This window comes from Halobacillus sp. AWM4_238 (assembly GCF_056158265.1).
The window spans coordinates 302,283-321,449 of the sequence record NZ_JBSWSY010000002.1 but is presented as its reverse complement, the minus strand read 5'-3'; the positions used below and the strand labels follow the sequence as shown (position 1 = coordinate 321,449).

The window sequence follows — 19,167 nt, the reverse complement described above, 5'->3', positions numbered from 1 at the left end:
AATCACACATCATTCTTACCTGGATTCCAGGAAAGTTGATCATCATCTTTGTCTGCCTCAATGATGACTTCTGTGACGCCACGCTCATTAAAGATCTTTTTCTCAATTTCATGTAGCACGTGGTCGATGTCCTCAATAGACATTTCGGGATCAAACTCAAGCTTCAACTCCACGTGCAGCTCTTCTCCTTCTTTCATCACCATGAGTTTTTTAATGTCACGAACTTCAGGGTGCTCAAAAACAAATTCTCCAATTTTCTTTTCCATTTCTTCATCCGCTACCCCTAGGACTCCTGCGGCATTATCTAAGAAAATACGGCCGACAACATAAAACAGCATCACTCCGATGATGACAGAAGCATATCCTTCTGCTGTGTGAAAAGGGGTATAGGTCGCAATTAAAATGGAGATCATCGCAATAAGTGCACCAGCGGTCGCTACCATGTCCTCGAGGAAGACCAGCTTTGTCGCCGGTTTTGCTCCACCAAGATTAGCGAGACTTACTTTAACAACCTCCATGCCTTTGATATTCTCCTGCCCTATATCTTTGACAACTTGTTTCATGGCTTTATACAAGACAAAGGTTTCAAGAATGGCAGCAATACCAAGGACCGTTAAGTTCAGCCAAAGCCAGGAACCTGCTTCTGGTGGATGAAGAATGTGATGGATCCCTTCTTTGATCGTTTCATAAGCTAATATGCCAACGATAATAACAGCACCAAGCAATACGAGGTTCACAAGCCGGGCAAATCCATTCGGAAATTTATCGGTGGGTGCTTTCTTGCTAAGTGCCGAACCGATAAACACGAAGAATTGGTTCGCCATGTCACCGATGCTGTGCATCATTTCAGCAAACATCGCCACATTTCCAGTAATGAAGTAAGCCACGCCTTTGATCAGTGCAATTGTGGCGTTGATGATGCTCGCCCACAACGCCGGCTTGTTTCCTTTCTTCAACAAAACGAGTAACTCTCTCATCCCAGACCCCTTTCCGCCCCAGCCTCTCCCCATAGTTTCCCAAAAAAGGGCGAAATTCATTCCATAAAATGTCTGACCAGGTCTTACATATTCTTCCGTACCAGGTCATACATTATCTTCCAATTAATACAACACAAAAAAGGCACCCCTTTTTGGGATGCCTGAAATCCTGCTTTATAGTTGGTTAGAATGAGACGGCAGCTGATGCTGCTTTTTCTAATCCGTTCTCGATGATTTTTTCCGCTCGATCAGGGAACTGGTTATGGCCTTCAACGACGAGTGTGGTAATATCTTCGACTCCCCAGAATTGCAGAATATTTTCCACGTAATTAACGGCCATTTCTGCAGATTTTGCTGGTCCTTCAGAGTACACGCCTCCGCGGGCATTCAAGATCGCTACCTTTTTATCAGGAAGCAACCCGACAGGTCCTTCCTCTGTATAGCGGAACGTCTGCCCGGCCTGAGCCAAGTAGTCAAAGTACGTGTGAAGAACAGCTGGTATCGTGAAGTTCCACAGCGGGAAGGCAAACACGACTTTGTCTGCTGCCAGAAATTGATCTAAGTAGGCCGTTACCGTATGAGTTGCTTCCCTTTCCCCTTGAGTAAGCTCTATCCCTCTGGAAAGTTTGAACATACCATTGATTTTGTCATTGTCGTAGTAATCCAGGTTCTCCTCAAACAAGTCAAGTTCTTCGATTTCATGATCCGGATGGACCTTTTTATAGTTATCCAAAAACGTATGGTAGAGTTTTACACTCACAGATTGCTCCATCGGTCTGGAATTTGCTTTTACGAAAAGTACTTTTGTCATCGTGCGAACCTCCATATTTACATTAATTAGTTGTTATAGCAACATAAATACCATGACTCCCCCTAGATGTTCGAGATCTTGAGTTTCTTTATATCTCTAATTAAAGATGTTGCTACACAAACTATTGAACAATGTATATGTTATTCACTTATTTTCTAGTTGTCAAACCACATGTTTTAAGAAAGAGAGAAGATCGTTCAAATGTAACATTTTTACAAAAAGAGGTTTCCACTTTGGATGATGAGGATATATAGCTTATGTGCGCACAACTAAAACAAATTCGAGAGGATGTATTTCTAAATGGCTGATCGTTACAAGACAGGTGAACAAGCACCAGAAGCAGGTACTTACGAATTTGATGGTTTAGTGGATGGTCGTAAAAACGACGATGTGACTGAGGATGAGAAACATATTGAATTGAGCAATGGCGATACGTTCCCACCTCTACGTTCCAGTAAAGAAGCAGCTTACTGGAAAAAAGCATAAGCACTCAACACATAGAAAAGTCCTGGACATCCCCCTGCCCAGGACTTTTCGTCATTTTTTCTTACCATTAATCACCTTTAATGTCGGCGCTTGTTTTTCATCAGGCTGACGTTCAAACGAAGTTATTGTCGCTCCGATCCCGATTGTAAGTGAACCATCTGACTCCACACGGAACAACGTGCCGGGCTCTTTGACTCGGATGGATTGGACATTGTGTCTGGCAAACACTTGCTGCAAATCACCAATCAGTTCATCTTTTCCATATGTGAAACCCATTTTGTCACTCCCTAAATGATCCTCTATTACTAGTAGGATATGTAAAAAGAGAGACAAACATGCCCGTTATTTCTATTCTACGATCCCTAAAATAGACCCACCTTCCATGAAGAGACACTTAATACCATGATCGATATAAATTCAGCGCCCTAAGATGAGTGGCTTTCGCTCTTCTTTGGGTTCGTTCTTTCACGTCTGGGAATTCTTCAGCTTCTACATAATCAGCAAGAACATCAATCACATCATCTAATAATTTCGCCTTAAAATAGAGTTCCATCCTCTCAACCACTTCATTTCCTGCAAGAGATCTCACTCTCTTTTCCCACACCGGCCATTCATTCGTATTAACTACAAGCCACAAGATCGACGAATAATCTGCTGCAGCATCTCCGATGGCGAGATCATCCCAATCAATAATACAAAACGTTTCCTTATTCACTAAAATATTTTGTTGATTTAGGTCATGATGAACAATATCTTCTGCTGGACATTGAAAAGACATGGAATGTTGAACTTCTCTCTCCAATTGATCGGTTACTTCGTGAAACCATTCAAAAGTTGCTTTTTGTACAAAAGGAAGTCGCTCTCTGTCGCCTTCGATGATTTTCATATCTTCCCGAAATCGATGGATATAGGTTTCAATAAATGCATCTGCACAACTCTTTTCTCCCATCCCGAGCACACATTTAAGATTCGAATCTCCATGGAGCTGATTAACCTTTGATAGGATTTCCTCAGACCAAGCCTGCTGCTCCCATGTTTCCCCTTCAAAAAACTCAAACACAAGTCCATACGGGTGGTCTGGAATGACCTCTTCATGAATTTCCATAAGCAACACTGGTGCATGATAATTTTTCGTCAAATATTCGTGAACGCGCGCCCATTGCTGTAATCCAGGTTGATGGTCCTGCTTGGCGAACTTTACATGCATGCGTTTTTTCCCATCAGTAATTTGATAGGACTGATTAACAAAACCACCAGGATTCCATATGTATTGAATATTTATATTTTCTAATTCCAATTCAAGATCTGTTTTTTGTGCCCATTCTAGTAAACGACTCTCAGCTCTTTTATCATTCATAACCCTTCCTCCTTATTTAGTCTTTCTTTATTGCTCTTCCCCCTTCCTTCTGGTACACACTATAAACGAAAGAAAGTATCCTTACCTCCGACAACGTGTACAAAATCTCCCCTCATTTCCCTTTCTTCACCAAAATCATTTAACACTTTGTCAATTGTCAGACAATTATGAACTTGGTATAGTTAGTGAAAACAAGGAGGAGATCCAACTTGAAGATCAATCAAAAAAGATTTCAAGAACACATCGAAACTTTAGCAAAGATCGGCAAGATCGGAGAAACCGGTGTTTGTCGACTCGCTCATTCAAAGGAAGACAGAGAAGCTGTTGATGTCGTTCGTATTTGGATGGAAGAATCAGGTCTGAATACACATATCGATGGATTCGGGAATTTGGTTGGTCGTATCGAAGGTAAAGAAAAAGACAAGCCAATTCTCATGTTAGGTTCCCATATCGACTCTCAGCCCTATGGCGGACGGTTTGATGGAACATTGGGTGCTCTTGGCGCCATTGAAGTTGTACATACCATGAAAGATGAAGGCGTCACCCCGAACCGCACCATTGAAGTCGTTTGCTTTGCCGATGAAGAAGGTTCCAGATTCAATAAAGGCGTCTTCGGCGTTCGTGGAATCATCGGCCAACTAGAAGAAGGTGAATTGGAACGGAAAGACAAAAACGGGATTACCCGCCTGGAAGCACTACGGGAATTCGGCGTTGAACCGGATTTGAGTCAAAGCCCTGTCTACCAACCTGGCGACATTGAAGCTTTTCTTGAGCTTCATATCGAGCAAGGCCCTGTGCTCGAATCGCAAAACAAACCTGTCGGAATCGTTTCTGCCATCTCAGGTCCGATCTGGCTGACGGTCACGCTTGAAGGATTCGCTGGTCACGCAGGTTCCGTTCCGATGAATTTGAGACAGGATGCGTTCCTAGGAGCCTCGATCATTACCAAAGAGTTTAATGAACTCGTCCGCAATGAAGGCACGCCGAACACGGTTGGTACAGTCGGCAGCGTCCTGACTTTTCCGAACTCCCGTAACATCATCCCTGAAAAAGTCGAGTTCACGATTGACCTGCGTGATATAGACTTGGATGCCCGCACGAAACTTGAGAAGAAACTCTATGAAATCATAGAGCGTACAAGCCATACTCTCAATCTCGAATTCTCCATCAGTGAAGACACTCGCAGTGATCCACGTTATTGCGCTGAATGGATTAAAAACATCATGAAGGAAGAAGACGATCAACTTGGTTATGATTCGCCAACGCTGATGAGCGGCCCTTTTCACGATGCTTTATTCATGTCCTATATCAGTGATTACGGCATGATCTTCGTTCGGTGTGAAAAAGGAATCAGCCACAACCCGTTGGAATTTGCAGAAATGGAGGACATGCAGAAAGGTGTGGAGCTTCTTTACCATACAGCTCTAAAAATCGCCAAGTCCTAAATGAAAGGAGAAAAAATGAAAGCAACCAAAGTTTTCATCAACGGAGAAGTCATAACCGCCGATCAGTCAGGTACTGTTTTTGAAGCCCTTGCGGTAAAAGGGAATCGCATCCTTCAAGTTGGATCGACATCCGAAATCATGGAACAGTGCGATTCTCAAACAGTAATCAGAGATTTACATGGAAGAAGTTTGCTTCCCGGGTTCAATGATGCCCATGCTCACCTCGAGTTGTACGGGACGAACCAGCTCGGAGTGAACCTTAAGCATGAAGATTCCATAGATGCCATCATAGAAAAACTTCATACGCGTGCAGAAGAAACACCTCCTGAACAATGGATCCGCGGCTGGGGGTATAATCAGAACAATCTGATAGAGGATCGGCATCTGACCAAATGGGATTTGGACAAAGTGTCCACCTCCCATCCGATTATTGTCGTTCGTACATGTGGACATAATTCATGTGTCAATAGCAAAGCGATGGAAATAGCAGACTTGACACCCGAAACACCCAACCCTCCTGGAGGAACTTATCAGAGAGAAGGAGAAGAGCTTACCGGTTTATTATTGGAAGCTGCACATATGGAGATGTTCCTGCTGGCCGATTATTCAGAAGCAGAAGTGATGCTGGGACTTCATGTGGCATCCGACCACTTTTTGCAAAACGGAATCACAAGTGTCCATGATGCTGGGGGATACGGAACCAAACACATCCGTTATCTACAAAAAGCCGTTCAAGAAGGAAAGATCAGACAGCGTCTTTATGTTATGTATGGTTCCCTCTATGATTCTCCTTCCGTCGTCAAGGCAGGAGTGGAGAGCGGTATTATGACTGGACTGGGAGATGATTCATTTAAAGTCGGTCCTGCGAAAGTATTCATTGATGGAAGCAGCAGTGGTCCTACATGCAAAACCCGTGATCCATATACGAGTAATCACCAGGACTCAGGCATTTTATATATGGATCAAAACGAGCTGAACCAACATCTCCTCTCAGCCCATAACCAAGGGTGGCAGATCACCGCTCATGCTATGGGGGATGAAGCCGTACATATGCTGTTGACCACAATTGAGCGAGCGCTCAATCACAGAACAAGTATCGACCACCGTCACAGACTTGAGCATGCCGGCATCACTCCCCCTGACCTTGTGGAAAGGATCAAAGCAACTCAATCTGTCCCTATACCGAACCCCGCTTTTCTTTACGAATTTGGAGACGGTTATATCAAAGATTACGGTGAAAGAGTCGACCACTTTTTCCCATTGAGAAGCTACCTGGACCAGGACATTCCTTTTGCTATCGGTTCAGATAGTCCGATTACATCGGTCAACCCTCTTCTTGGAATACACGCAGCCGTCAATCGAATGAGTAAAAACGGCCAACCCGTCGGTACTCATCAAACCATCTCGGTTCAAGAAGCGATTCGAGCTTATACATGGGCAGGCGCTTATGCTAGTGGGGAGGAACATTTGAAAGGAACCCTAGCCCCAGGTATGTACGCAGATTTGGTCATACTCGATCAACCGATTACAAGTTGTCCTTCCCATCAATTGAAGGAAATAAAAGTAGAAATGACGATACTCCATGGAGACATCGTTTATGAAAAACAAAAGGAGAATGCTCATTGACCAAGCAAACGTTCATTAAAATTTACTGCCTATCTTTAATCATCCCTTTTTCACTCCTCGTCTTCCCGTTATTTTCTTTCGCCAATAGGGAGACTCCATTCATTATCGGTTTACCTTTCTCCGTATTCTGGGTTATTTTTTGGATCATCGTCACATTCATCATCGTATTATTCCTGTACAAAATTGATCCGGACAAAGACGAAAAGGAGGTCCACTAAATGGCACAATGGCAAATTGCAATGATCATGATGATCGGCTACCTCGTCGTCGCTTTATTTATCGGGGTTTTAGCCGGCCGTAACCAGGACAAAAGTTCACTAGAGGAATTCACGACAGCGAAAGGGAACCTCGGTCTGTTCGTCATGTGGTTTCTCATGGGGGGAGCTGTTTTCAGTGCCTTCTCCTTCCTTGGAGCACCAGGATGGGCCTTTTCTCGAGGAGCACCCGCCTTGTACATCATTACCTACACGGCCTTCGCTATATTACCTTGGTATATCATTGGCCCGAAGATCGGTGCCATCGGTCGCAAGCACAACATCTACACGGTCGCAGGATTTTTACAACTGCGCTACTCCAGCCGTGTAATCGCCATGATCATCGGAATCGTTGCTTTATTGGCTTCCATTCAATACTTGGCCACACAAATGAAAGGGATGGCTTATATTTTCAACATCATGACCGAAGGCAGAATTCCTTTTTGGCTTGGTGCTTTGCTCTCTTATGGAATTGTCGTCGTTTACGTTGCTACGGGCGGACTCCGTGCAGCTGCCTGGTCTGATGTTTTCCAAGGAATATTGATGATTGTTATTTCCTGGACCGTAGGACTCACGATTGTCAATCAACTCCATGACAGCGTCCCGAACATGTTCCGTAATTTAACGCAGGACAACCCAGGCTTTTTACAAATCGGTGCGGAAGGTTCGACAATGTCCACGATGGCCTACACCACGACGATCCTTGTATCAACCATCGGGTTTCTCATGTGGCCGCACTTGTTTTCAAAATCGTACGCTACGAAAGCGCGTACCATCAAAAAAACCGTGCTCGTCTATCCAATGTTCGCCCTATTCCTAATTCCACTCCTGTTTGTCGGCTTCTCTGCAGTCAACGTCATCCAATCCGATCAGATTGGCTCACCAGATGAAATATTGCCTTATCTTATTACGACCGTGCTCACGTTGCCGGGCTGGGTGTATGGACTTGTCGGAGCAGGTGCCCTTGCTGCAGCCATGAGTACCGCAGATGCCATCACTCACAGTGCCTCTCTTGAGTTCACAGACGGCTTAATCCGTAATGTTAAAAGAGACCTTTCTTCCAAAGCGACACTATTAATTATGAGAATCGGCGTCTTTGTAATCGGCGGTCTTGCTTACTTCATTACCGTCTTTGGTGGTCAGGGATTAATCGCCCTTCTCTTAGGAGCTTACGGGTCAATTGTACAATTCGCCCCAGGCGTCTATGGTGCACTGTATTCGAGAACTATTACCGCTCCCGCTGTCATTACAGGGTTAATTTCGGGAACTGTCGTCAACTACTATTTCCAGCTTGTAGCAGACTCTCCTCCTATGGATATCAACCCGGGTATCCTTGGCTTGATTGTGAACGTAGGACTTGTCGTTCTCATTAGTGCCTTTACACAAGGAAAAGAGATGCCCATGGCTGAAGAATATAGAAAAGTTGGCTCGTAAATAAAAAAAGCTCAGAGTATAAAACTCTGAGCTTTTTTATTGAAACAAGGTGACGATGAAAGCAAACAATAATAAGAGAAAGAAAGTCACTAAGAGGGTGTATCCCATTAGAAAGGAATCTTTCCTTCCGCACCATAACGATCCCCCTCCACCTCATGCTTATGTTTCATACCCACATTAAATGGCTGATTCATTTTACTTTCACCCTTACCCATCCCGTCTCTTTCGGAAAGTCTTCACGAGTCAAGGATTTCCCTTCGATCCATTGCCTGTACGCCGTCATTGTACCATCATGTGTGACTACAAAAACCCGGTCTTTCCCTTGCTGCTTACACCAGTAAATCATTTCAGAAGCAACGCCCTCGAATCTATCATTGGGAATCTGATTAATTCCCTCCCCAGTCCATCGCTCACCAAATAATTGGAAGTTCGGAAAGTCAGCAGACACCCGGTCCTCACTCAATATCCTGTCGCACGGCAAAGTTCTCCACTCCGTCTTTTGTGGAAACATGCGTGGACCAACTGAAGGAGATGCCACCTTCTTGCACGCGACACCTTTGCTCCAACGTTCAGCCGTTTGTAAAGTTCTTACTGTCGGGCTGACAAGGAGTAGGTCGTCTGAAGACAAGGGCCACGTTTCTTGTAATTTGTCTGCCTGACGTTCTCCAAGCGTTGTCAAAGTTGGGTGAGGGGTATGTAATCCATGGGGAGTGGCTGTATGTTTTCCTTCCCCGTGACGTATAAATACAAGCTCCATCTTTCTCCTCCTTCATCTATAGTTCAAACCGGATTGTTATTTCCCAAGCAATATTTTATCCATATCGTAACACTACCCTTAGGCCATTCCTAACAAAAAAAGGATGGAGCATCCTCCACCCTTTTTCTTATTTAAGCACTCCACAGTTTATGGTAAACATGCTCCTGAATCTCTGCGTGTCGTTTCACCGTCAACAAGCTAAACAAAATGTATGCAAGTAAACTCAAAAGCACAGGCAATACCACTGTATGCATCCCGAGAGCCTGCGGCATAAAGCTATGAAACAGAATATAGCTCCCTACCCCGGTCAAAATAGAAGCAATGGCTCCGCTGGCATTGCCTTTTTTCCAATATAACCCCATAATCACAGGCCATATAAAAGCTGCTTCGAGGCCACCGAATGCAAATAGATTCAACCAAATCAGCAAATCCGGGGGCTGAATCGCCATAGCAAATACTAAGAGTCCGATTATAGCGGTGACAACAATACTTAATCGTTTGACCTTCTGCGCACTAGCTTTTGGATTCACATAGTTCATATACACATCTTTCACCACTGCTGAACTAACAAGCAGTAATAAGGAATCCACGGTCGACATGATCGCAGCCATCGGGGCTGCAAGGACAATGCCAGCAAGCCAAGCTGGCAGAACTTCCATCGCGATTCTTGGCATCACTGTATCTCCGACTTCAATTCCAGGCAGGACCGGCCTTGCGAATACACCCGTCAAGTGCATACCGAGCATAATTACTCCAACGACGACCGTACCAATCATTAAAGCACGGTGCATGCCACGTGAACTTTTATAGCTCATGGCCCGAACAGCGACTTGCGGAAGACCAACGACCCCGACACCGACGAGGATCCAGAAGGACGATACATACACCGGTGTAAGAGAACGATCTGCTCCGTATGGGGAAATCAAATTCGGATTTTCAGAAGCGAGATCGGAGATGATGTTCCCAACACCTCCCCCGGCAATGATGGTTCCGATCAGGATAATCATGGTACCGAAAAACATAATGGTACCCTGAACCGTATCCGTGATCGCTACGGCACGGAATCCACCGATGATGACATACACAAGCACCGAAACCGCAAAGATGAACAGAGCTGATGTGTAGGAAAGCCCTGTAAAGGATTCAATCAGGCGCGCGCCTCCGACCCACTGAGCGGCCATCGCAGAAAATAAGAAAATGATGATACTCGAAGCTGAAAGGATGACCACCCATTTGCTTTGATAACGTTCCCTTAAAAAATCGATAAGCGTGACAGCTCGAATCTTCCTTGCCATGATGGCAAACTTTTTCCCAAGTACCGAGAGCACAAAATAGCCCGTGGCCAGCTGGGTCATGGAAAGCAGAACCCAGCCGAGTCCGACCGTATAAGCGACCCCCGGTCCGCCGACAAAGCTACTCGCACTTCCATAGGTGGCGACCATTGTCATCGCCAAAATGAAGCCCCCAAGTTGACGGCTTCCCAAAAAGTATTCCTGTAAAAAATCCGCACTCGACTTTATATGTTTTGAAGCATAAAATCCAATAAAAAATATGATGACTAAAAAGAATAACAGCGGTATGACAACGCCCCAATTCATTTGTCTTCCTCCTCATCCAACGGTACTTCCTGGAATAAAAACTTGACCGCAAGAATGACGAGTACAATGATAAAGACCGTCACGGCGATACAGCTATAGAAAAACCAAGCTGGAAAACCGAGGATGTAATGATAATCCTCAACCGGGCCTGACCCCAGGCCATAAGCGAAACCATACCAAAGAATGAAGTTCACCATGACCAGCGCGACTCCGATCAACGCCTCTTTGTTGGCGATTTTATAACGCGGATCATCCATCCGCTTCTCCTGTCGATTCATTTGTATTCCCCCTTGACCAACCGTATCTCTACTTTTTCTGTATTTAGTATTTTCGTTCGCTAGTTTTCTCCTCATCCAAGCTTATCTAAAAATCGCTCGTCTGTCTGCAACCTTTTTTTACATAACAAGGTACCATCCTTTTCTATAAAAGGCCCCCTTACAAATAAACAACCGGGGGAATTGATAAGAATCCTTTCCCTGTAATTCTAACCCTCCCCCAATGAACCTCTCTTCATCATTAAGCTTCATGGGAAGTTAGTAGGTTTATGATTGCGTGATCAAATAGATAGAATACAACGTTTCATTGATCTCATCAAGGATCATGCTTTCAGTAAAAAATCAAACCCATACACCACTGCAGCGTATGGGTTCTCTTATAAAACAAATTCCAGTTGAATGTCCCTGGGTTCACGTGAAAAAATCGTTGGATTCACTTCCCGTGCAGGTACACATCCCATCTTTTGATAGAATTTCTGCGTTTCAACCGAAGGGTGGGCTCCTATGTACAGCTTTTCAGCTCCCAATGCTCTAGCAACTGCACCAGCTTCCCGAAAAAGCATTCTACCCAGTCCACTCCCCCGAAGGTTACGGGTCACATGTATATATGATAATTCTCGATACATGAATTTCTCACCGAAGGTCGTGCCTTCAACGACAGCAAACCCGTGAACTTCCTTTTCCTTTCTGCACACGACTACAGCCCCTCCGTGATCCAGTACAAATCGAAAGTGTTGGATAATCACTTGTTTATTTTCTTGTGTCCAATCCTCTTCAAAATGGTCACTCTCTTTTTGAAAAGCTCCTGAGTGAAATTTCCATACGTGATCCGTCTTTTGATAGCGATCAAAAGAATCCAGCATGCGGTCATCCAGATCTTCCTTATTCATTTGGATGATGTCCATGATCTCCCCAATCCTCCCCACACGAAAGAAGGGGCCCAACAAGGCGGCCCCGTTCATTATTTGTATAGCAGATTCAATCGTTCTTCCTCTTCCTTTTTATCATGATACTCATAAAAACCTACTCCATTGCCCCAAGGGTCTTCAAACGTCCCCCACTTGACAGGGACCTCTTCACGCGCATGAATTTCAAATGGGTCAATGCGTAATGTTTCTACAAGGATTTCCCTTGTGGCTTCAAGGTCTGTGACCCCGATGCGTAACGGACCACTATTTTTTGATGGTGTTCCTTCTGCCAACTGCAGACAGAAACCGGGGATGATCTCCCACTCGACAAACCCTTCATGAGGGATAAAATCAGGCTTCTTCCCGAGCAGGGTTTCATACCATTGCTGCCCTTCCACAAGATCGGGGACACGGATTTGATTGGTCACTTCAAATAACATTGTCGTTCCTCCTTATGATTTAACTTTTGTATAAGTGGTAAAAGTTCACTCAATTGAGAGATGGAATGACGTGCTTGTGGTTTATCTTCTGTTCGACCCTTCTTCCAAACGGCTGTCATCCCTATATTTTCAGCTGCCTGGACGTCTTTTTCCAGATGATCTCCGACATACACACAAGCTTCAGGAGGCAGATTCATTCTGTTCATCGCGCGTTGAAAAATGACCGGGTCCGGCTTTTTCACACCTTCCACCTCTGAGATTAGAATCGTTTCGAAAAAGGAGTGTATCCTAAGAGTCTGAATATTATCCATTTGGAAACGTCCTCTTCCATTGGTGATCATTCCTAAACGAAATTTGCTTGCCCTTAACTGGAGTAACACTTCATGAAGGCCTGGGAAAGGTTGACAATGATGCTTGAAAGAATCGTTGTAATCGTGATAAAGCTCTCCCACTATTTCCTTATCCAAGTCTAGTTCTTCCATCAGTTGTCGATACACGACATCCTTAGGAACATAGCCCTGCTGATCCAATTTTATGAAAGTTGAAATGAAGTCTTCTCTTGAAACAATCCCGAGAAATTTCCGGTATCGATCGTATTGATTGCTAACAAATCGCATGACACTAGCATCCCGGTCCAAAAGCGTACGGTCCAAGTCAAAAATGACGGCTTTGATCATAGTCGATGCCCCTCTTCTTTCGCTTTACGATAGCCATAAAAGGAACAGTTTTCCTCTATGTTAAACCCACAAGATTCATAGAAAGAAAAATTCTCTTCTGAGGTATGTGCAAACCAATCCCCATGCGGCAGTTTTTCCATACACAAAGAAATCAGCTTGTGAGCGAGGCCCTTTCCACGATAAGGTTCAGACACGACCAAGTCCATCATTGTCGCCATCATGATTTGATCAGAAACGACCCGGACCATTCCTATCATTTCTTCTCGGTCCCAGGCGGTAAAGGCCCATGTCGAGTTTTCAAAGATGAGGGTGTATTTTTCCTCTTGCCACTCTGGTCCACCTTTTGACCATCCGGCCTCTTCAAACAGCTTTTTCACTCGATTGGCAGGCACATGACTCGTCCCTTCACGGATCGTCAAGCCGTGGAAATATTGATACATGCCCTACTTCTCCGGATACGTCTGTTGCAGGAATGCAACCGATTGAAGGATGAGTTCTTTTAAAACCTCTTCGTTGATGTCATCTACCTTGTTAATATACACACACGCTTTCCCGCTCTTATGTTTCCCGAACTTTTCAAGAAGCTCCTCCCGTTCTGTATCTCCTGTTGCAAAATAAAGGCTGATTTTCGCTTTACGCGGGGAAAAGCCTACAAGTGGGGCATCGCCTTCATGGCCTGTTTTATATTTGTAGTGGTAAGAACCAAAGCCAATAATGGACGTCCCCCACATCTTGGCTTCATAACCCGTTGTTTCAGTGAAAATATCCAACAACCGGTACGCATCTTCCCTTTTTTTCGGGTGGTCCACTTCTTCAATAAATTCAATCACACTTCGATCATTCTGCTTGGTTTTTTGTTCATAAGCCAATGCTCTCTCTCCTTTCCACTGTCTTTCTTTATTAGTTCCACTTCCTCCCCACCATTTCCTTTCAAAACACGAATAAAAAAGGAGGCCCTACTGGAACCTCCTTTTTCTATCAGCTGATTCTTCTAACAGTGTTTCTTCCTTGTGATCTACTCCTATGGTGTGCGAAGATCCTTCTACGTATGAACAAAAATCCTAATCTAAAAAAATAAACCTCCGTCAACAGGAGGCTAATCATTGTTTCATTTGTTCATAGATTTCCGTCACCCAAAAGTGCCGAGGAAAAATAAAGAGAGGCCAGTAATCCAGCCAGCCTGGCTTTTCCACCTTTTCTACTTTCTCTGGTGGCGTTTCTTTTTCCTTCACTTTCTCAAGCTTGTCTTTATAAATTTCTGTCCCATCGGAATAGGTCAAAGAAAGCATTCCGAACTCATCCACTTCCGCCTTGACAGATTCTCCTTTTAAGTGAGTGTAGGAAACCTCTTCGGGCAGTTGATAATCTTCTTTAACATCTTTCACTCTTTCCTCGGGTTTAAAAATAGATGTTTGATAGTGTTCAAACCCAAAATCCAGCAGTTTCTTTGTATCTTCATAAGACAAATCTTTTGTGCGGCTTTTCATAGTAATCACAATCAAATCCATATTCTCCCGGCTTGCACTTGTAGCCAACGTGAAACCAGATTGTGGTACATATCCTGTCTTTCCACCTGTTACACCTTCATATGGATCTTCCCTCATAAGACGATGATGGGTGTAGAGCGTGGCATCCCACTTCTCCCCATCCCAATCCAGAACTTCTAATCCATAGATCTCTCTGAACGTTTCATTCTCTTGGGCATATTTTGTGATGGCCGCCAAGTCTTTCGCTGTTGTTTTATGCTCCGAGTCGAACAAACCATGAGGATTCTTGAAATCCGTCTGCTCCGCTCCAGCTTTTTGTTCAAGGTAAGCATTCAGATCTTCAGAGAACTGCTCGACACTTCCACTCATATGCTCGGCAATCGCAACCCCAGCATCATTCCCAGAATTCAGGAGCAGCCCTTGAACAAGCTGTTCTAATGAAGCCTTGTCTCCCTGTTCAAGGAAAACACTGGATCCTCCTGTTTCATAAGCCTTTTCACTGACGGTCACCGTATCATTGAGGTCCCCATTTTCAATGGCATAGATGGCTGTTGCAATCTTAGTTAAACTCGCCGGATACAATTTTGTCTCCGCGTTCTTTTCATATAATACTTTTCCTGTATTCGCCTCAAGCACAATAGCTGCTTCACTATTAATGGATGGGTGATCAGGTTCTGACTTTGCCATTGTTAGGTTTGGATTTATAATGAATGTGGTATATAAAACTACGATGATTAGCATAAGTTTCTTCATGTTCATGACGACTCCCTGTACACAGTGATTAATTTTATCCATTCGCTCTTTTTTCACCACGTACCAGTATATACATAATTGTCGTAATTTGAAGAAAACCAACGAATTTTTAAATGAAATGTAATCCCTTTGTAAACTACTTGGATATTTCCTGAATTTTTTCCAACGGTTGTTTCCTCAAACATCCGTCAAGACAGTAAGGAACCTTTTTTGAAGTCGACTACTCAAAACATACAAAAGGAGGGGCCCCATGGAGCCCCTCCTTTTGTAATTATAGAGAGCGTTGCAAAATATCTAGTACTGTTTCACGGTTCATTTCTTTGTAAGTCCCAACGCCTGGTTTGATGAACGTTTTTTCGACAATGTCATCAAACGCTTCATCTCCGATATCATAATCTTTAAGAGTGCTAGGTGCACCAAGAGAACTCCAGAAATGACGCAATGCTTCAGCTCCCTCTCGGGCAACTTCTACGTCAGTCTTGCCTTCAGGATCAATGCCGAAAACATTCGTTGCCAGCTGTTTTCCTCGAGTAGGGTCATCTTCCAATACATGCTCCAGCCAGTTCGGGAACAGAATAGCAAGCCCTCCTCCGTGAGGGATATCATAAATGGCAGATACGGCGTGTTCAATCCTGTGAGTTGCCCAGTCGCCTCCATCTGTTCCATTCATCAACGTTCCATTGAATGCGGTTGTACTCAAGTACATCATCGTTTCCCTATGTTCGTAGGACTTTAGATCAGCCATCAATTTCGGTCCCGTTTGAATAGCCGTACGTAGGAGAGATTCGATGAACCCATCAATCATCGGTGTGTTTTCAGTGCGATGGAAATAGTGTTCCAATGCATGGGACATGCTGTCTACAATTCCATAAACGGTTTGGTTTTCGGGTACAGAAAATGTGTTCGTTGGATCTAAGATAGAAAACGTTGGATACACATGAGGGGAACCCCATCCAAGTTTGTCCTTCGTCTCCCAGTTCGTAATAACGGAAACGGCATTCATCTCGGACCCTGTTGCAGCAAGTGTCAGCACGGTGCCGATCGGCAATGCATCTTCGATTGGGACTTCTTGTTTAATCAACTCCCATGCATCAGCTTCACTGACTGCTCCTGCAGCAATTGCTTTTGTACAATCGATGACACTTCCGCCTCCTACAGCAAGCAGAAAGTCGATGCCTTCGCTTTTACAAATCTCCACACCTTTTCGAACCGTCGTCAGTCGGGGGTTGGGTTCTACGCCGGACAATTCGTAAACAGCGGCTTCGATCGCCTCTAGTTGGTTCATGACGTCATCGTACACACCATTCCGTTTAATGCTCCCCCCGCCATACACGACAAGCACCTTTGCACCTTTTTTTATTTCATTTGGTATTTGGTTGATTTGACCCTCGCCAAAATAAAGCTTCGTAGGGTTATATTGTAGAAAGTTGTTCATTCGTTCCACCTCACATTTTTTATAACCAGTCCATTGTATCATTCAGAGAATACAAACAGCTAACGATGAATACCGATAACCCCTATCAAGAATTTTGATCTTTCCACTCAAACGTTCAAGATAACCGTTTGCTGCATGATTTTTCCTGTTCGCTCAACCCTGGAGTTACATACAGTGTAAGCATCATTGTTCGCTTTCGCTGTCCATTCTTCTACGCTTGTTTGTATCCTTCGCTTGAATGTTCCTGATGAATCATAGACGGCTCAATTGTATGGTTTCCTAATCAATCGTTCGTATATAGCAAAGACTATTCTCCTTATACATAGAGAACGATGAAAATGGTAAGCAAATCCCTTGGTGACCAGTTTTTAAATGGAGCCATAAGGGAATAGTCTTTTTAACTTATACAAAAAGGAGTTTTCACCTGAATGCCACTTTTTATCGAGGTAGACCATGACCGGCATATTGATTTATTCGTACAGGATATTGGTGAGGGACAGCCCATTGTATTCCTCCATGGATGGCCATTGAATCATAAGATGTTTGAACATCAAATGAACGAACTGCCTCAAAATGGGTACCGCTTCATCGGTATCGATATGCGCGGTTTTGGAAAATCAGACAAGCCCGTTTACGGTTATGATTACGACACGCTTGCCCATGATGTAAAAACCATCGTCGAATACCTCCAACTTGAAAACTTCTATTTAATCGGATTTTCCATGGGCGGCCCAATTGCGATCCGCTATGCAACGAAATTTGCAAACAAAGAATTTGCTAGGCTGATTTTAGCAGGACCAGCAGCTCCGAGCTTCACTCAAAAAGAAGATTATCCTTATGGCATGAAACAGGAAGAATTCGAGAGACTAATCGATAGGCTCCAAAACGATCGCCCAGCTGCTTTAAAAGACTTCGGAGAAGGATTCTACCATTCCGATCTCTCAGAACCATACGGGGAGTGGTTCCACAGCCTTGGCCTTGAAGCCTCGGCCCATGCCACCATTGCATGCGCCGAGTCATTAAGAGATGAAGATCTGCGGGAAGAAATCAGTCTCATCGACGTCCCCACCCTGCTGCTTCACGGAAAATATGATGAAATTTGTGACTTTGCCTTTTCAGAATTGTTGCATGAAAAAATCCCAAACAGCACGTTGATTCCTTTTGAGAAAAGCAGCCACGGACTGGTATATGATGAAAAAGAAAAATTTAATAAAATTCTACTTGATCTACTGAATTAAGAAAAAAGGAGAACCGGCTATGAGTGCCGGTTCTCCTTTTTTTAACCCTTATATTCTGATGATACCGATAATAGCTTCAAAGTCGCTGATAAATGGCGGAAAGCTACTGATATATGCTTAAAAGTTACCGATAAATACTCAAAAGCTACTGATAAAAGTTAAAAACCGACGGATAAACCCTCCTGACATTTTGTAATCAACGACAAAAAAGCCAGGAAGAGATCGAACACTCTTCCTGGCTGTCACCTTAAGCGATGACCACTTTCTTCGGGTTGGCTAGCTTCTGGATCAGTGGCAACCGGGATAGATCCATGTTTCCACCACTCAAAACAACGCCGCATTGCTGTTGTTCAAACGTGTCACACGTACTGAGAAGGCCGGCAAGTGCCGTTGCTCCTGCCCCTTCGACGAGTGTTTTTTCACGTTCGAGAAGCATGAGCATGGCTTTCGCGATTTCATGTTCTTCCACCGTGATCACTTGATCCACGTACTTTTGGATACACGTGTAGGTAAGTCTTCCTCTTTCCTTCACGGCGATTCCGTCAGCAATCGTCGAGACAGATGTCAATTTTTCAGGTCCTTTTTTGTACAGCGCATTGTAAGTGGACGGCGCTTTTGTGGATTGGACACCGATGACTTTGATGTCCGGCTTCAGCTGCTTGGCTGCAAAGGCAATACCTGAGATCAGCCCGCCTCCACCGATTGGTACGAACAGGCGGTTCAAATCCGGCTGCTGTTGCAGCATTTCAACGGCGACCGTCGCTTGTCCTGCCATCACGTCATAGTCGTCGAACGGGTGAAGAAAAGTAGCCCCCGTTCTTTCCTGCTCAAGCAAAGCCGCTTGATAAGCTTCCTGGAAGGACTCTCCGGTAAGGACGACTTTCGCTCCGTACCCTTGTGTTGCTTCCACTTTTGCTCTTGGTGTCCCTTCAGGCATGAAGATTTGTGCATGAATGCCACGTTTCGCAGCAGCGAGCGCAACACCTTGGGCATGGTTACCGGCAGAAGCCGCGATTACACCACGGAACGCTTCTTCTTCCGTCAGGCAAGCGACTTTATAGGAGGCGCCCCGCACTTTGAAAGCTCCTGTTTTTTGCTGATTCTCCATCTTCAAATAGACGTGCTGTCCGGTTTTCTCATTGAAGGTTGTTGATGTTTGCAGCGGGGTGCGGTGCACCACCTCCTGCAACTGTTCCTGTGCATCCATCA

At 44.4% G+C, this 19,167-nt stretch carries 21 protein-coding genes; 6 read left to right on the top strand and 15 right to left on the bottom strand.

Features of this window, described 5'->3' with window-relative positions; translation table 11 throughout:
* Nucleotides 1–2: 2 nt before the first annotated feature.
* Complete coding sequence (locus ACXACN_RS01695; protein WP_474961801.1) at nt 3–977, bottom strand: cation diffusion facilitator family transporter; 975 nt, start codon at nt 975–977, stop codon at nt 3–5.
* Nucleotides 978–1,161: 184 nt separating this feature from the next.
* A complete protein-coding gene (locus ACXACN_RS01690) occupies nt 1,162–1,788 on the bottom strand; it encodes an FMN-dependent NADH-azoreductase (protein WP_474961800.1) in 627 nt (208 codons plus the stop codon).
* 300 nt (nt 1,789–2,088) lie between these two features.
* On the opposite strand from ACXACN_RS01690, the gene ACXACN_RS01685 reads away from it, so the two are divergent.
* The gene (locus ACXACN_RS01685; protein ID WP_474961798.1) at nt 2,089–2,274 is read left to right on the top strand and encodes a YjzC family protein; all 186 of its coding nucleotides are present in this window, start codon (nt 2,089–2,091) and stop codon (nt 2,272–2,274) included.
* 51 nt (nt 2,275–2,325) lie between these two features.
* Here the strand turns inward: ACXACN_RS01685 and ACXACN_RS01680 are convergent, their stop codons facing one another.
* A complete protein-coding gene (locus ACXACN_RS01680; RefSeq protein ID WP_160915121.1) occupies nt 2,326–2,550 on the bottom strand; it encodes a hypothetical protein in 225 nt (74 codons plus the stop codon).
* Between the two features lie 118 nt (nt 2,551–2,668).
* Nucleotides 2,669–3,631 carry an aminoglycoside phosphotransferase family protein gene (locus ACXACN_RS01675; protein WP_474961797.1) on the bottom strand — a complete coding sequence of 321 codons (963 nt, stop codon included), beginning with the start codon at nt 3,629–3,631 and terminating at the stop codon, nt 2,669–2,671.
* A 209-nt stretch (nt 3,632–3,840) separates the two neighbouring features.
* Here ACXACN_RS01675 and ACXACN_RS01670 point away from each other — a divergent pair, with 209 nt between their 5' ends.
* Genes ACXACN_RS01670 through ACXACN_RS01655 form a run of 4 tightly spaced genes read left to right on the top strand, consistent with a single transcriptional unit; the run spans nt 3,841 to nt 8,390 of the window.
* A complete protein-coding gene (locus ACXACN_RS01670; RefSeq protein WP_474961796.1) occupies nt 3,841–5,076 on the top strand; it encodes a hydantoinase/carbamoylase family amidase in 1,236 nt (411 codons plus the stop codon).
* Between the two features lie 15 nt (nt 5,077–5,091).
* On the top strand, nt 5,092–6,702 hold the full coding sequence (locus ACXACN_RS01665) for an amidohydrolase (RefSeq protein WP_474961794.1): 1,611 nt from the start codon (nt 5,092–5,094) through the stop codon (nt 6,700–6,702).
* A complete protein-coding gene (locus tag ACXACN_RS01660; RefSeq protein ID WP_474961793.1) occupies nt 6,699–6,920 on the top strand; it encodes a DUF3311 domain-containing protein in 222 nt (73 codons plus the stop codon). Before ACXACN_RS01665 ends, ACXACN_RS01660 begins: the two co-directional genes overlap by 4 nt.
* The gene (locus tag ACXACN_RS01655; protein WP_474961791.1) at nt 6,921–8,390 is read left to right on the top strand and encodes a sodium:solute symporter family protein; all 1,470 of its coding nucleotides are present in this window, start codon (nt 6,921–6,923) and stop codon (nt 8,388–8,390) included.
* A gap of 190 nt (nt 8,391–8,580) precedes the next feature.
* On the opposite strand, the gene ACXACN_RS01650 is transcribed toward ACXACN_RS01655, so the two are convergent.
* The 10 genes from ACXACN_RS01650 to ACXACN_RS01605 form a co-directional block, all read right to left on the bottom strand.
* Nucleotides 8,581–9,147 carry a histidine phosphatase family protein gene (locus ACXACN_RS01650; RefSeq protein ID WP_474961790.1) on the bottom strand — a complete coding sequence of 189 codons (567 nt, stop codon included), beginning with the start codon at nt 9,145–9,147 and terminating at the stop codon, nt 8,581–8,583.
* Between the two features lie 131 nt (nt 9,148–9,278).
* Entirely contained in the window at nt 9,279–10,745 is a 1,467-nt protein-coding gene (gene panF, locus ACXACN_RS01645; RefSeq protein WP_474961789.1) for a sodium/pantothenate symporter, read from the bottom strand.
* Nucleotides 10,742–11,023, bottom strand: coding sequence for a YhdT family protein (locus ACXACN_RS01640; RefSeq protein WP_474961787.1), 282 nt, complete (start codon nt 11,021–11,023; stop codon nt 10,742–10,744). Before ACXACN_RS01640 ends, panF begins: the two co-directional genes overlap by 4 nt.
* A gap of 374 nt (nt 11,024–11,397) precedes the next feature.
* On the bottom strand, nt 11,398–11,925 hold the full coding sequence (locus ACXACN_RS01635; protein ID WP_474961786.1) for a GNAT family N-acetyltransferase: 528 nt from the start codon (nt 11,923–11,925) through the stop codon (nt 11,398–11,400).
* Nucleotides 11,926–11,981: 56 nt separating this feature from the next.
* A complete protein-coding gene (locus tag ACXACN_RS01630; RefSeq protein ID WP_474961785.1) occupies nt 11,982–12,368 on the bottom strand; it encodes a VOC family protein in 387 nt (128 codons plus the stop codon).
* The gene (locus ACXACN_RS01625) at nt 12,353–13,045 is read right to left on the bottom strand and encodes an HAD family hydrolase (protein WP_474961783.1); all 693 of its coding nucleotides are present in this window, start codon (nt 13,043–13,045) and stop codon (nt 12,353–12,355) included. The genes ACXACN_RS01630 and ACXACN_RS01625 overlap by 16 nt, the downstream gene beginning before the upstream one ends.
* On the bottom strand, nt 13,042–13,485 hold the full coding sequence (locus ACXACN_RS01620) for a GNAT family N-acetyltransferase (RefSeq protein WP_474961782.1): 444 nt from the start codon (nt 13,483–13,485) through the stop codon (nt 13,042–13,044). The genes ACXACN_RS01625 and ACXACN_RS01620 overlap by 4 nt, the downstream gene beginning before the upstream one ends.
* 3 nt (nt 13,486–13,488) lie before the next feature.
* Nucleotides 13,489–13,914: a DUF1801 domain-containing protein gene (locus tag ACXACN_RS01615; RefSeq protein WP_474961780.1), complete on the bottom strand. Its 426-nt coding sequence runs from the start codon at nt 13,912–13,914 to the stop codon at nt 13,489–13,491.
* A gap of 231 nt (nt 13,915–14,145) precedes the next feature.
* Entirely contained in the window at nt 14,146–15,285 is a 1,140-nt protein-coding gene (locus ACXACN_RS01610; protein WP_474961778.1) for a D-alanyl-D-alanine carboxypeptidase family protein, read from the bottom strand.
* 271 nt (nt 15,286–15,556) lie between these two features.
* Nucleotides 15,557–16,720, bottom strand: a complete 1,164-nt coding sequence (locus ACXACN_RS01605) for an iron-containing alcohol dehydrogenase (RefSeq protein WP_474961776.1) — start codon at nt 16,718–16,720, stop codon at nt 15,557–15,559.
* 428 nt (nt 16,721–17,148) lie between these two features.
* On the opposite strand from ACXACN_RS01605, the gene ACXACN_RS01600 reads away from it, so the two are divergent.
* Nucleotides 17,149–17,958 carry an alpha/beta fold hydrolase gene (locus ACXACN_RS01600; RefSeq protein ID WP_474961775.1) on the top strand — a complete coding sequence of 270 codons (810 nt, stop codon included), beginning with the start codon at nt 17,149–17,151 and terminating at the stop codon, nt 17,956–17,958.
* A gap of 247 nt (nt 17,959–18,205) precedes the next feature.
* Here ACXACN_RS01600 and ilvA read toward each other — a convergent pair whose 3' ends face one another.
* Nucleotides 18,206–19,135, bottom strand: a complete 930-nt coding sequence (gene ilvA / locus ACXACN_RS01595) for a threonine ammonia-lyase (RefSeq protein WP_474961774.1) — start codon at nt 19,133–19,135, stop codon at nt 18,206–18,208.
* Nucleotides 19,136–19,167: the final 32 nt, after the last annotated feature.